The following is a 15,308-nucleotide window of genomic DNA, read 5'->3' as shown; positions in this document are numbered from 1 at the left end:
ATACGCAAAGAATCGTGATCCCGGTCACGGTGACTGACGGTAGTGGCGCTTCTGATACCAAAGCCTTGATGATGGCGGTTAGTGGTACCAACGACGCACCAACAGTCTCTTCAACAGTCGTTTTGCCCGCAGGTACAGAAGATCAGTTGGTTACCCTACAGGCGTCAGACCTTCTGGCTCACGCGACTGATGTGGATCATCGTGCCCGACTTAGTATTCACAACCTGTCAGCAGACCATGGTCGGATTACTGATAACCGTAACGGCACATACACCTTCACCCCGACTACAAATTACAACGGCCCGGTGCAATTTAGCTATGAAGTGCAGGACGAGCATCAAGCCTCTGTTGCCCAAACGGCTTCTATGAATCTGGCGGCTGTTGATCATCTTTCGATTATATCCGGAAATACTGTTGCCACCGTTGCTGAAGGTGACATTGGTGATATCAATAATGTTAGAGGCATGCTCACTATTAGTGATGTTGATGTTGGTGATAATCCCGTTTTCCCGAATGTGTCGCCCACGGCAACGACCTATGGTCATTTCACCATGGTTAATGGCTTGTGGACCTATCTGCTTGACCAGAGCAAGGTGCAGGATCTAAACCCGTCTGCTGCGGATGCCAGCAAGCGCCAGGTCACAGACTCTTATACATTTACGGCCAGTGATGGCAATGCTCAAACCGTTAATATCACCATCACGGGTACTAATGATGCGCCCACGATTGCGACGGTTGCTCTAAGTGGTACTGAAGACATACCTTATACCTTCAGTGCCGGTGACTTTGGCTTTCAGGATGTGGACGCAGGTGCAGTTTTGGACCATCTCACCATCACCCGGCTGCCTGACGCCAATGAGGGCAAACTCCAGTTAAACGGTGCAGATGTCACTGCCGGACAGAATATAGTGACCGGTGATATCCCCAACTTAGTATTCACCCCGGCCGCCAATTTTCACGGCGATGTGCATTTTGCTTATACCGTTAACGATGGTACGGCAGATTCAGCCGTTGCTACCGGCAACATCAGTGTTTCGAGTATTGTTGATGCCGCTGACATTTCGACAAGTGCCCCACCTGCAGGAGATGAAGATAAGGCCATCGCACTAAACCTGATTGTTGCATCACACGGTGATACCCCGGAAAGCATTACCCTCAAAGGTTTTTTAGCAGGTACTCAGTTTTCATCAGGTCATAGCGATGGTTCCGGTGGGTGGGTGGTAAATGCGGGCGATGTCTCATCATTGACTTTAACACCTCCGGTGAATTATCAGGGCTCCATGCCGTTATACGTCAGTGCAACGACAAGTGATGGCAGCCAATCTGTTACCTCTCCTCCCCAAGCTGTTTCGGTCACGGCCAACCCGGTAACCGATGCAGCGTCAGTTGATTTAAATTTTACCGCTGAGCAAAAAGTTATGACCTTTGGCAATGCGGGAACCGGGGGGGTTTTGAACCAGGGTCAGCTTGATACACCAGATCATATTACAAAGTTGGCCGTTGAGTTTGACGTTATCGGTAGTCAGCAAGTTGCCACAAGTGCTCATCATGGGGCTACGTTTCTAAGTTATGCCGTCCCCGCAGATCCAAATGAGTTTTTTGTCTGGAGACCAGATAACCTGACCCTTGGAATAGGCCACCATGAGTACGCTACCGGCATCGATACAACTGACGGAAATAGCCATCGCTACTCAATATTATGGGACTCAGTGACTGGTCACCTGGATCTTCTTGTCGATGGCCAAAGCGCGTATAGTCATGACAACGTCGCAACAGGGTATCAGATCCCGGGGCATGGCGTTTTTGCTCTTGCCCAGGATCAGGATCATTATGCAGAAGAGTCGGGGCCCGCTGCCACAGGGAACCATGGATTTAACCCTAATGATGCCTATCATGGTCAGATATTCAGCGCAGCGATGGCTGCTAATGTCGATGTTGACAAAACTCTGTTGGCTCATTCTCCCCTTGGCAAAGTTATATCAAAAAGTGCAGGCCTGGTTTTTGATATACAAGCAGATCAGGCTGGCACACCCGTCGATGTAACGGGTCACCATCAGTTGTCTCAGGCCGGAGCATTGACCGAACAGAAAGTATTAGTCGATACCAATATCGCTACTCCAAATAGCTCAGCACTATTGCATTTACAGCCAATGATAACACCACCTGCTGATCCGCAAGACCATATCAGTAAGATTGAACTCACAGGTTTTGATGTCGGAACGGTATTAAGTGATGGCCGTGGTCACACTCATACTGTTAGCCGAATGACAGAACATATCGATGTTCAAAACTGGACGACCACCAGCGTGACAGCACAGTTACCCGGTGGGAATGCACAAAATATGGATATCCGGCTAGTCGTAACAACCACCGGTGCAGGAGGTGATGCTGTGAGTGAACATTCTGCACCGCTGATAATGGACCCGACTCAGCCCTTGCCAGCCCCCCCGATTTCGAACCATGATCAGGCTCCAGACATTAGAAGCTCTGACGTTACCGACCAACTTGATATACGGGCACATGAAGGTAGCCTTTCCGATAAAGAACCTCAAATCAATCTGGAGTCACTGCGTGATCAAAATCAACCCCATGCTCTGGCCTCAGGTGATATCGACAGAGCTCAGCTTGTAAATGCCGGGTTCGTCCTTAGCGGAGCTTCCGAAAATGAAGCCGGGGGCTCCTTACTGCGTCAGGTTGAGCAACATCTCAATGAAAAACAAAGCAAGAAGAGTGATGAACAAAGCGTTTCGAATGAGATAAAAGGCGAATCATCACCGTCGACTGATGAAAAGCTTTTGGCAAGCAGAACTGCAGATACTGACCATGGTGATGCAACCATAGGAAGCTCAGGCTCGCACATAGATAGTTTGGTACCAAAGCCCACTGATGACTCCTTACCACTGATTTAACGGCACAACTGACAATCGTTGCAGACGTTGATCGCAGATAAGAACAGTTCCCACACTCAAACTTTGGAGAATAAATGGCAGATCAGAACAGCAATGTGGTCACTGATCGATGGGATACGGGATCTCCGGAGCCGACACACTTTGATGCCTTGCTCGACAGTTTGGTTATCGTGACCAAGTTATATGATAGACCAAGTACGGTGACTGCCTTGAGCGCTGGCTTGCCTTTGATTGAGAATAAGCTCACCCCCGCCCTGCTGCCACGGGCGGCAGAGCGGGCCAGTTTATCTGCGCGCTTATTAAATCGCGAACTCGATGCAATACTTCCCGAAGTCTTGCCTGCTATTTTGTTGCTTCATAATGGCAATGCCTGTGTGCTGACCAAGCTCGACATTACAGCGAATAAGGCCACAATTATTCGCCCGGAAGCTGGCTTTGGTATGTCTGAAATGGACCTTGATGATCTGCGTGTGTTGTACACCGGCTTCAGTTTTTTCATTAAACGTGATTACAAGTTTGATAAAGACCGTCGTCTGATGACCGGTGAAGCAGGCAAGCATTGGTTTTGGGACACCTTGCGATTGTCTTTCCCAATTTATCGTGATGTGCTCATTGCTTCTGTTGTTATTAATTTATTTGTACTCTCTACCCCCTTTTATGTCCGAAATATTTATGATCGGGTCGTCCCTAACTCAGCCTTTGATACCTTATGGGCATTTTCAATTGGGATAGCCATTATTTTTTCCTTCGATCTTTTGCTTAAATTGATCCGAACCTTTTTCCTGGATGTTGCGGGAAGGAAGTCGGACGTCATTCTTTCTTCCAGGATTTTTGCTCATGTTCAGGCTTTGAAATTAGAACACCGACCCAGATCAGTGGGTTCATTTGCTAAAAGGGTGAGCGAATTTGAGAGTATTCGAGATTTTATCACTTCTGCAACACTGACTACATTGGTTGATATACCTTTTGTAATTATTTTCCTGATCGCCATTTATATATTCAGTGGCTACCTCGCTATTGTTCCGGTGGTTTCAATTTTTATTATTTTAGTCATCACTCTGTTGATCCGCCGACCTGTTGATGAGGCTATCTCCCATAGCTATGGTGCATCCGCGCTAAAGAATGGTTTGCTGATTGAGACCCTTAATGGCCTGGAAACTGTTAAAAGTAACCGAATGGAGGGGTTAAATCAGCGAAAGTGGGAACAGAATGTTGGCGAAGCTTCATACTGGAGCAACCGTTCCCGGCTTTATTCAACGTTTGGTACAAGCACGTCTGGCTTTATCCAGCAAATGACGACAGTTGCCTTACTTATTGTGGGTGTCTATGAAATTGCGAACCATGACCTGACCATGGGCGGGTTGATTGCAGTAAGCATGTTAACAGGGCGTGTAATTTCTCCAATGACGCAGGTAGCAGGCTTAATCGCACGATGGGGACAAACCAAAGAAGCATACAACGGCATTGCCGGTATTATGGCAATGCCTGTCGAGCGCGAAGATGAAAAACAGTACCTTCAGTGTGACCTTACTGAGGGCCATTTTCAGCTTGAAAATGTTTCGTTAACGTTTCCTGAGCATACCGTTCCTGTGATCAAATCGGTGTCAATAAATATTCCCGCAGGAAGTCGATTGGCGGTAATCGGTCGTATTGGCTGTGGAAAAACCACTCTGCTCAGGCTTTTAATGGGACTTTATACGCCTACCGAAGGTGTCATTAAGCTTGATGGTATCGATATTCGTCAGCTTGATCCAAGTGACCTGCGCAAAATGACAGGCTGTGTTGAGCAGCAACCTACCCTATTCTCTGGAACGATTCGTGACAACATCGCCACGGGTACACCCTACGCTACCGACGCACAGATTCTTAAAGCCGCTGAGATGGCGGGCGTCGTCGAATTTACAGCAACTCACCCGGAGGGCTTGAACCGGGAGTGCGGTGAGCAAGGCAGAATGCTTTCCGGAGGACAACGACAGTGCGTGGCTCTCGCTCGCGCTTTGCTCCGAGATCCAAAAATTCTGATCTTTGACGAGCCAACCAGCGCACTTGATCAAGACTCGGAAAGGAAACTTATACAGCGCCTTAACCGGCTGGCACCTGATAAAACCATCATTGTTTTTACACAACGGCTTGCCATATTGAGTTTACTCGATTCCATCGCAGTTATGGATGATGGCGAGATACTGATGAAAGGCACGAAACAAGAAATTCTTGATCAGCTTGCGGGTGAGCCTCCCGGCCAGAAGAGAGCTGTATGAGTTTATCAAGGCTAAAAGGCAAATCATTCACTCAAGCCGATCTCGATTTTATTACGGACGCCTCCCAAGGCGAGTTAATGCGGACACCGTCTGCAGCCAGAGTGACGCTCTGGATATTGTTTGCCATGGTGTTGTTTTTGCTCCTTTGGGCCTATTTCGCCAACATCAATGAGATCGTTCGCGGCCAGGGTAAAGCGATCCCGATTAGCCGTACACAAGTCATTCAAAACCTCGAAGGCGGTACAATTAAAGCAATCCACGTGCGTGAAGGACAGTCTGTTATGCAGGGGGAGTTGCTCATGGAGCTTGATCCAACGGTAGCGAGTGGTTCATTGACACAATCGGTCGTGGAGACTTCATCGTTGCTTGCAGAAGAAACTCGCCTTGCGGCAGAAGTCGCAGGCACTCGCCCTGAATTCGCCCCTGAACAAGTTGCCACCCACAACACTTTTATCGACACGCAGTTAAAGCTTTATAAAGTGAGACAGGATGAGCTTCATATGCAGCTTGATAATATCTATCTGAAAACAAGTAAGGCTCGCCAGGAACTTGTCTCAGCTCAACAGCAGGCGGAAGACCAGCAGCGCCAGGTTGATTTGATCCGGCAGCAGCTCAAAATGAACGAGCCCTTACTTAAAATGGGTGCGGTGTCTGAGTCTGCTGTGATTGATATTAAACAACGACTCAGTCAAGCACAATCAGAGGTTAATAAAACAAACAATCAGATCCCAAAGCTGAAAGCAGAGATTCAGCGTCTCAAGAAAGAAGAAGGCAGTACTTTGTCAGGCTTCCGGGCAGAAGCGCAGGAACAGCTATCTGAAGTACGAACGCGTCTTGGTATTGCCCGTGGTAAAAAAACCGTCAATGAGGCAAGCGTTCAAAACACCGAACTGCATTCGCCGGTTGATGGGGTGATTCAAAAATTGTATGTCACAACGATTGGCGGTGTCGCAAAGCCAGGGGCTGAGCTTATTGATATTGTGCCAGTGGATGATGAGCTAATGGTTGAGGTCAAGGTAAAACCGAAAGATATTGGTTTTGTGCAGCACGGCCAGCATGCAAAAGTGAAAATTTCGGCGTTTGATTTTGCGGTTTATGGTGGTCTCGATGGCAGAGTACAGACCATTTCCGCTGACTCCATTACTGACCAGCGTGGCAATAGTTATTACATAGTCAAAGTCAGAGTCGAAAAAGCATACTTTGGAGAGGGTAACAGCCACCTGAATATCATTCCTGGCATGCAAGCAACTGTCGACATTAGCGTAGCAGAACGCAGCGTATTGCAGTACATCATGAAGCCACTATTGAGAGCTTTACAGTGATGACCATCTAACGCAGTGGCGATTATATGTTTATATTCGGAGCTGATAACAATGAAGCCAACATTACGCACCACGCTTATCGTTCTTGGTATGTTCTGGTGGAACAACACTTGTGCACAAAGCCTGGAGCAAACGGTTAATGATGCCATACAGACCAATCCGGATATGGCTGCAACGTTACAGGCTTACTACGCATCGCAGGCTGAACTTGACATTGCCGAGGGCAGGTTCCTGCCAAGTATTGATTTGAGTGCTGATGGTGGGCGGGAAGATCTGGACCGGGCTAATGTTGGAGAAACCGATCAAACTCGCAAGCAGGCCAGACTGAAATTCTCACTCCCGCTGTTTCGTGGCTTTGCCAATACCAGTGAATACTCGCGCGCTGACTTCAACATGCGGGCTCATTATTATCAGACACTGGCACAGGCTGAATCACTCGCTTTACAGGTGGCGCAAGCCTATACCAATGTAATGAATGCTCAAGAGGTGCTGCGTTTGTCGCAAGAAAACCTGAAGCAACATCTCGAAACTTACGATATGGTGGCTGCACGCAAGCGACAGGGCATATCCGATAAATCCGACCTTACACAAATTAAAGGTCGCATTGCCAGAGTCAGAGCTAATTTACTTGCAGCCCACAACAACCTGTCCGATGCAGAAACCTTATACAAGCAGCTCACTGGTAACCAACCTGGCAACTTTATCCGTCCAGAGGTTAATCAGTCTTACTTACCTGAAAGCCATGATCGAGCCGTTGAATTAGCACTTCAGAATAATCAGCTGCTCATCGCCAGCAAACTTGATGTGAATGCTTCAGCAGCCAATGTCAAGGGGGTTCGTTCTGAAAACTATCCCAGCTTTGACTTAGTCGCAGATCGTAGTTGGAAAGATAATGTGTCTGGTTTTGATGGTCGGGAAGACGAATGGCGAATGCTTGTAGAAATGAACTGGAACCTCTACTCCGGGGGACAAAGCAGCTCTCGTTATCGTCGTGCTCTTTACCGGGAGGAAGCCTCTCGGATGCTTTCGAATAGGGTTTATCGAGAGGTGCAGGCCAATGCGCAGTCATCGTGGGACGCTTTCGAAACACTGAAGCAATCACGCGTCCATTTGCGTGATTATGTTGAGCAATCTAAAGAGAGTGTGAAGTTATATCTGGCGCAGTTTAAGGCTGGTCAGCGCACTTTATTGGATTTACTTGATACTCAGAACGAGCTGTTTGAAGCACGCAAGCGATACCTCGCTGCTGATTATCATTACATTTATGCCCAATACCGTGTCCTTGCGAGCATAAGCAATATCCTGAGCGCGATGCGAATCAATACTATGCTGCCACTTTTGCAAAAAGGGCCACGAAAGACAATTCCACAAGTAGATGAAACGTGAAGGAACTTGTTATTGCCAGGCTGAGGCCCGGCATCCTTTTCTGGATTAAGCGAGAGCGGCTGCCAGGCATGCTGCCTGATGGCCAGTAGGCCCAGTGTCACCAGAGATTCTGTGAGAGTGGAGGTTTGTTCTGGCAGACGGTAGGCAGCCACTTCCCTTGGATCCGCAAAAGGCTACCGGGCTGAAGTCAGGCAATCACCCGCTTCTTCAGGTTTCATCGGATTATCCTTTTATTATCACTGGCTCAGAACCTGTGGCCGACCCGCATACCCTTTGTCAGCCTATAGACACTCCTGAGAACAGAACCTGGCAATGCTCTGGCCTGGAGTCCATCACCAGCGTGGCGCTCGACACCGGAGAGCCTCTTTACCTGAAAACCGATCCTCACCAGAGTATTGTCCTGCACTACAACCATGGATCCGAGCTGTTATTTCCGGAATACAACCTCTCCGATTACCGAACTTTTTTTAAAAAGCAGCAAGCTGAAAGAGAACGAATTCTTAAAATTACTATCAAAAAAATGCCCACAAACAGGCTGAAGATAAAGATCGCCGGAGAAGTAATAGACGACGACAGTTCCCGAAGGATGCACATTGCAAAAACCGAGGGAATCTCCGTCAGGGAGCAAAAAGACATTGAGGAGGAATATAAACGACGCCGTGAAGATGCTCACACCCAGTCAGACCGCTCTGTTATGGAACAACTTCATCTTATTGATACTGACTTGTGCCTGGCAACCACCATGGAAGCCTGCCGGGAGGTTCTGTCCAAAATAGTCACCAGCGTAACGACCAGATCAGGCACAACCTATGCAAACACCAGCCCCCCATCGCAGAAGAAAACACAAGGCGCTCCGAAAGGACGCAAACGCAAACGCTCCGGTGAAGGTCGGTCTGTTATCGCAGAAGCTGACAGCACAACTCAGGATCCGGAACCTCCTGCTAAAATACAAAAGCTCCAACAAGTCGGCTCTGAACCTGAATTGACAAAAGACGACCCTCAACAGCTGTTAAACCATTATCTTGAGGGATTCCATATTATGCACACTCCCAAAGATAACTTTTGCTGGCTACATGCCATCCATTTATCCGGAGGTCGAAGCGTCTCCTCACTGATTCAAATACTCAAAGTCATGATTAACCATTCTTTAAATGATGATCAGCAGGAACCGGACACTGAACTTTCAGATTTTCTATCAGGCTGGGTAACGGCAAAGGGCTTGGAAAAGGTCCAACTGGTCAGGCAACAACTCCTCGAAAATAAATGGCCAGACTTCGATATTTTATTGCCACTGCTGAGCTACCTGTTCAAGAAAACATTTGTCGTTGTCAATCTGCAGGCCAGTGGCTTGACTCAGGATCAGGTTTTCACCTACGCCACTTCTGGTGATGTTGAAGTCCACGTAGTCTCACAAGCATCGGCTATCAATACCTCAGAGGAAACGGTATATCTGGGACTTCTACTCAGGGATAATCACTTTGTTGGTATTCGGCCTGACACCCGGAATGACGATCTTTCACATCGCTGCCCTGTTTGCCTGGACAAGTTTACCAAAAGCAGTGTTGTCAAGATTACCAGTTGCTTTCACTACTTGTGTGGTGCGTGTTTTAAAAAATTCAACAAACCTCAAACGTCCGAATGCCCCGAATGCGGAACGAAACTTGAAATCACCATTGATCTGCCCAGATGGAAATGCCCCGTATGCAGGAAGCAACAGGAGTTTATTGAGCCCGAGGATCACCAATAGCCGTATTGCATGAGCCAGTCAACGTCCCAAAATGTAAATACTGAACAAAGGTGAATGCAGCTCATCCTTCCAGGGCATACCATCTTCAGGTTTCCCCAGAGGCTGATGCCAGGCCAGTACCTTGAGACCCGATTGAGAAAACACGCTGCGGTAGTCTTCATCGGTCCAGAAGAAATCTTCAAAAACCACCCCGTAGCCTGCCACAGAGCATTTAACACGACAGCCACTGGCAAGCGCCCTGTTTTCGGGAAAATCATTATTGACCATTAAAAGGGTCGATAACCCTCCTGAGTTTACCCTGGAAAATCTGTCGTGCATAAAAAAGGCAGCTGGCATGTCACAGACAGGGCAGTCATGAGCTAATGAAAAGCGAGTCTGCATCGATGAAATACACTGGTGTTAAGACTGAATCCGATATTCAACGGCGGAATTTGACAGATCCGACAATCTAACCTAATTACTCTATCTGTTCCGTTTTCCTCTCAACACCTTGCGTGTTCATTTCTCAAACCCTCTTTAGGCTCGCCATGAATACACGACTCTCACTGTTTATTGCTTTATTTTTGTCACTTTCTGTCGCTCATGCTTCTGCCGACAAAGAATGTTCTGACATTAACACTCTGGGCCTGAAGGAGAAGGAGCAAAGGTTGACTGATATGAAAGAGCGCTTTATCGGCACCCTCAAGCCATGGAAACATCTGGATCATATTCGTGAAGAGACCACCAAGCTCTCGCAACTGGATGAAGCAGGGGATCTTACCCTGCAGAGCATCCCTGACATCATTCAAAAAAATTATCCGGAAGTGCCCAAAACCGTTCAGGAAGATATCACTGAGCAGATAGAAGAACTCGACAGAGTGGCAGACTGTTTCCACCTCGGTAAACGAAGCAAAGACTCTCTGATGAAACTGCGTTACCGCAGAGTCAGGGAAACCGGTAGCCCCTATATTGGCTTTCTGTTACCAAAGGAGCGGGATCAGCCCCGCAAAGCGAAAGTAGCCAGTGCTTCATCCTGCCAGGATAAACACTGCGACTTCACCATAAAGAATGTCGATGACCTGGATAAAGATGTCATCCTGCTGGTTTATCGCCCTGCCCGACTCAGTACTCCGGTGGTCCATACAAAACCTATTGTCGACCCCAATACCACCGCCACAGAACGCCTGCCTGAACGTGCTTATCTTCTGGAGCTGAACCTCCGGAAGGTCGGCGAATATTTCACTAAGCCTGAGATCTACATGCATCTGACCTATTACAATGGCGACCAGCCAATTCGTGAAGATACGATTGAAATCCCCTGGGCAAAAGAAAAAGGCGTCAATAAAGGCAAAACAGAGCTGATTATCTGGTTAGATGCAGACTCTGTGCAACTGACTCTGATGGAAAATGACTGGGAAATCCCCTTCAGACTGATCGGCAAAATTCTCAGCAAGGCTGTAGCCATCGGAATGCAGATGGCCAGCGCCAGTTATCCTGAAATAGACCATATCCAGAATGCCCTTGGCACCCTCAGTAATCGCTCTTCAGCAGAAGAAACAGACTTCTACGATGCCCTGGACAGGACGAATGCAGACGACCTTCTGGATACCGTTCGCCTGCAAAGAACCAACGTACAAAGTTATGTCATTATGAACACCGGGATAGTAAAAATGACACTGATGCCTGTCTACACCCCCAAAACAGGATTAAATGACGAACTGTAATCGGGTGCTTATCACGTAATCCCTTCATGGAGTGTCAGAGATATTGCTCACTACCTTCCGGTGCTCACTGCCGCTATAATGGCCAGCTTTCAACAGCCAGATCAGTCATCACTGGTTTTGCTATCCTGAGTCACCTGATGCCTGAATATAGCAGCTTCAAGGTCTCAGGCCCGTTACACAGCAGACAGGAATCCGGTTTTGGCGTCTGAAAAAATCACAACAGACGTGAGCCCAGAAAGCGAAACCATGAGCGCAACAAAAAAGCTTTATATCAAGACCCACGGTTGCCAGATGAACGAGTACGACTCAGCCCGAATGGCTGATCTGCTCGGAGAAACCCACACCCTGGAGTTGACAGACAATCCGGAAGAAGCCGATGTTGTGCTGGTTAACACCTGCTCTGTCAGGGAAAAAGCCCAGGAAAAGCTCTTCCATCAGTTGGGTCGCTGGAAAAAACTGAAAGAAGCCAATCCCGACCTGGTGATTGGAGTGGGAGGCTGCGTAGCCAGCCAGGAAGGGGAAGCCATCCGCAAGCGTGCGCCACAGGTAGACGTTGTCTTCGGACCACAAACCCTGCATCGCCTGCCAGAAATGATTGATGCGACCCAGAGCAATCATATTCCCGTGGTCGATGTCACCTTTCCGGAAATTGAAAAGTTTGACCGGCTTCCGGAGCCTTCTGTGGAAGGACCAACCGCTTTCGTTTCTATCATGGAAGGGTGCAGCAAGTACTGTACATTCTGTATCGTACCCTACACCCGTGGTGAAGAAGTCAGCCGCCCCATGGATGACGTGATTGCCGAATGCGTGGGTCTGGCCGGGAAAGGGGTTCGCGAAATCAATCTGCTGGGTCAGAATGTGAACGCTTATCGTGGCGAAAAAGACGATGGTACTGTTTGTGATCTGGCTGAACTGATCACCATTGTCGCGGCAATAGATGGCATAGATCGCATTCGTTTCACCACGTCTCATCCGAAAGAGTTCTCCCAGAGCCTGATCGATGTTTACGCTGAAGTGCCCGAGCTTGTCAGCCACCTGCACCTTCCTGTTCAGGCCGGATCTGACCGGATTCTCTCCCTGATGAAACGTAACCACGAAGTTGAGATATACCGGGACAAGATTCGTCAGTTGCGTGAACACCGTCCTGACCTGAGTCTCTCTTCAGACTTTATCGTAGGCTTCCCGGGTGAAACCGATGAAGACTTTGAAGACACCATGAACCTGATCAGCGAGATCGGTTTCGATGCGTCGTTCAGTTTCATCTACAGCAAACGTCCGGGGACACCAGCATCGGATATGTCCGATGACGTTCCTGAGTCCACCAAAAAGCAGCGACTGCAAATTCTGCAGGAGCGAATCAATCAACAAGCCATGCAAATCAGTCGTCGTTTGGTAGGCAGCACTCAGAAAATTCTGGTAACGGGCTACTCCAAGAAAGACCCTGGTGAACTGAGTGGCCGCACAGAGTGTAATCGTGTCGTTAACTTCAAGTGTGCAGAGCCTCGACTGATTGGTCGATTTGCCGAGGTTGAGATTGTTGAGGCTTTCCCTCACAGTTTGCGTGGCAGCCTGGTTGATTCTGAATTGGGTGTCGTGGCCTGATACTTTGTCAGGATGGCTGGTCTCAAACTCACCGGGGTCAGCCATCAATTGTCTTTTCCCGTCTTACTGAACTAATGGCAAGGCGGATGTCCTAAAATGCCGTTTGGGGTGGTTTTTCTAAAGACTTGTCAGGTGTTTCCGTAAAAAATAAACTTATGAATAAAATAAGTGTTTAATATTTTTCTGCATTTGTCTGGGAAGCATTGTCAGTTCCTGTCCCCTTGAATTTCTATCTACAGCACAAATGCAGCGATATTCAAGAGGGCGAGCACAAAAATAGGCTTTGTGTTTTTCTAACTCATCGTTAAAGTCACAGTCCAAGTTTGGTTTTTCTGCTGCAGATTCTTCAGATGCATCTTCTTTCAAAACAGGAAGAACTCCATATCTAATAATGCTTCTGAGACCTAACTTAGAATGCTGCTCTGGATACTCTGACATAGCTGTAAGTAGAGGTTTGCCATGACCCATAAGAGAGTCAGGCTCAATTCCATTATTCCTTATTTGTTCAAACGCAAGTTCTCTGAGCTTTGGAAAATCATCCCATTTTTGTAAGCAAAGACTTTCTAGAGCAGTATCACCAGCGCCATTTGCTTCATTGCAATCTGCTCCACACTTAATCAAAAGTTTAATAATGCTTTCCAGCTTTTGGGAACGTTCGTCATCCATAGGGTTACGATCCATTGAATAGATCACATACCTCAATGGACTGATTCCGAATCTATCAGAAATATTAGGATTTAGCCCTTTATGCAACACAGTTTCCCAAGTCATTAAAGAATACCGATCTGGATAAATTGACATACCTAAAAGTAGACGTTCGCCATTAGACATAAGAGAGTCAGATTCAATTCCATTATTTCTTTTTTGTTCAAGCGCAAGTTCTCTGAGCTTTGGAAATTCATCCCATTTTTTTGAGAAAAGTATTTGTAGAGCAGTATCGCCATTGTAATTTGCTTGATTGCAATCTGCTCCATGCTTAATCAAAAGCTCAATAATAGGTACTAGTTCTTCAAAAGGAACATTTTCATTAGTGCTACTTTGTATTACTTCAATCAATGGGATCTCTTCACAATAAGAAATATTAGGATTTATCCCATTGTTCAACACAGTTTCCCAAGCCGTTAAAGAATACCGATCTGGATGAATTGACATAGCAAAAAGTAGAGGTTTGTCATCAAACATAAGAGAATCAGGTTCAATTCCATTATTTCTTACTTGTTCAAACGCAAGTTCTATGAGCTTTGGAAAATTACCCCATTCTTTTGAACAGAGTATTTGTAGAACAGTATCACCAGTGTTATTAAGTTGATTGCAATCTGCTCCACGCTTAATCAAAAGTTCAATAATAGGTGCTAGTTCTTTAAAAGGAACATCGTACTTAGTGCTACTTTGTATTACTTTAATCAATGGGGTCTCTCCAAAATAACCAGAAACATTAGGACTTAGCCCTTTATTCAATACAGCTTCCCAAGCCATTAAAGAACACCGATCTGGATGATGTGACATAGCTAAAAGTAGAGGTTCGCCATCAGACATAAGAGAGTCAGGTTCAATTCCATTATTTCTTACTTGTTCAAAAGCAAGTTCTCTGAGGTGTGGTAAATCATCCCATCTATTTGAGCAAAGCATGTGTAAAGGAGAATTAAGAGAGCCATTTGAATAATTGCAATCCGCCCCATAGCTAATCAAAAGTTTAATAATGCTTACCAGCTTTTCGGAAGGTACGTTATCCGTAGAGCAATAATCTATTGAACGGATCACATACTGCAATGGACTGATCCCAACAGCATCAGAAATATCAGGCTTAATATTTTTCAAAACTTCTTCCCATCTTTCTAAGGAGTATCGCTCAGGACCAATACTCATTAATAGAAGGTCTGCTCTTCCAAGCCCACAATGAGAGTACTGTTGCATACCAACACTTTGACCAATTGCTCCAAACATACTGCATTCCTCCTTCTTTAATTCTCATATCATGACATTTAGATTGTTGGGTAGCTTGTTAGTTTCCCGGATAACCTAACCATATGGTTAAAACACCTAACAGAATTTTTCAGGGACTGTGAACCTCCTCCGTTTTAACAGACACTCAAACCTAACTGAAACGGTCAACTCATGCCTGCTTACAAAAACCGGGAAAAAACTCGCCAGCACACCAACGAATTTCATGTGTCGGCCGTTAGAATGTCCATTAGACCCAACAAAATGATGAAGGATGGCGCAAGATCGGATACTGGTTTACCTACGGGGGACTTTCACCCCATGAGTTCATGCTCATGCCGGACCAAATGCCTCCGGTTCCGTGCCTGGGCGGCATGGCTAAAGCAGGCGTCAGCCCTCCAAAATCGAACCAGGATCAATCTCTTGACATTAAAGGTATA

The 15,308-nt window shown here is 46.8% G+C and carries 9 protein-coding genes; 7 read left to right on the top strand and 2 right to left on the bottom strand.

Annotated features, from left to right (window positions below; all coding sequences use genetic code 11):
* From KDK19_RS17020 to KDK19_RS17000, 5 genes are all read left to right on the top strand, one after another.
* On the top strand, positions 1–2,909 hold a 2,909-nt coding region (locus tag KDK19_RS17020), incomplete at its 5' end, for a cadherin-like domain-containing protein (protein WP_257292432.1).
* Between the two features lie 74 nt (positions 2,910–2,983).
* Complete coding sequence (locus KDK19_RS17015; protein ID WP_257280886.1) at positions 2,984–5,167, top strand: type I secretion system permease/ATPase; 2,184 nt, start codon at positions 2,984–2,986, stop codon at positions 5,165–5,167.
* A complete protein-coding gene (locus KDK19_RS17010) occupies positions 5,164–6,489 on the top strand; it encodes an HlyD family type I secretion periplasmic adaptor subunit (RefSeq protein ID WP_257292431.1) in 1,326 nt (441 codons plus the stop codon). The genes KDK19_RS17015 and KDK19_RS17010 overlap by 4 nt, the downstream gene beginning before the upstream one ends.
* Before the next feature lie 51 nt (positions 6,490–6,540).
* Positions 6,541–7,875, top strand: coding sequence for a TolC family outer membrane protein (locus KDK19_RS17005; RefSeq protein WP_257280887.1), 1,335 nt, complete (start codon positions 6,541–6,543; stop codon positions 7,873–7,875).
* 157 nt (positions 7,876–8,032) lie between these two features.
* Positions 8,033–9,622 carry a zinc finger, RING-type domain-containing protein gene (locus KDK19_RS17000; RefSeq protein WP_257292430.1) on the top strand — a complete coding sequence of 530 codons (1,590 nt, stop codon included), beginning with the start codon at positions 8,033–8,035 and terminating at the stop codon, positions 9,620–9,622.
* Positions 9,623–9,640: 18 nt separating this feature from the next.
* Here KDK19_RS17000 and KDK19_RS16995 read toward each other — a convergent pair whose 3' ends face one another.
* Positions 9,641–9,940: a hypothetical protein gene (locus KDK19_RS16995; protein WP_257274631.1), complete on the bottom strand. Its 300-nt coding sequence runs from the start codon at positions 9,938–9,940 to the stop codon at positions 9,641–9,643.
* A 209-nt stretch (positions 9,941–10,149) separates the two neighbouring features.
* On the opposite strand from KDK19_RS16995, the gene KDK19_RS16990 reads away from it, so the two are divergent.
* Positions 10,150–11,325: a hypothetical protein gene (locus tag KDK19_RS16990; protein WP_257274632.1), complete on the top strand. Its 1,176-nt coding sequence runs from the start codon at positions 10,150–10,152 to the stop codon at positions 11,323–11,325.
* A 246-nt stretch (positions 11,326–11,571) separates the two neighbouring features.
* Complete coding sequence (gene miaB, locus KDK19_RS16985) at positions 11,572–12,927, top strand: tRNA (N6-isopentenyl adenosine(37)-C2)-methylthiotransferase MiaB (RefSeq protein ID WP_257288593.1); 1,356 nt, start codon at positions 11,572–11,574, stop codon at positions 12,925–12,927.
* A gap of 153 nt (positions 12,928–13,080) precedes the next feature.
* On the opposite strand, the gene KDK19_RS16980 is transcribed toward miaB, so the two are convergent.
* On the bottom strand, positions 13,081–14,871 hold the full coding sequence (locus tag KDK19_RS16980) for a hypothetical protein (RefSeq protein WP_257292429.1): 1,791 nt from the start codon (positions 14,869–14,871) through the stop codon (positions 13,081–13,083).
* Positions 14,872–15,308 lie beyond the last annotated feature (437 nt).

The sequence above is a fragment of the Endozoicomonas sp. ONNA1 genome, from assembly GCF_024606325.1.
Lineage (GTDB): Bacteria > Pseudomonadota > Gammaproteobacteria > Pseudomonadales > Endozoicomonadaceae > Endozoicomonas_A.
This window is presented reverse-complemented; position numbering and strand designations above follow the sequence as displayed.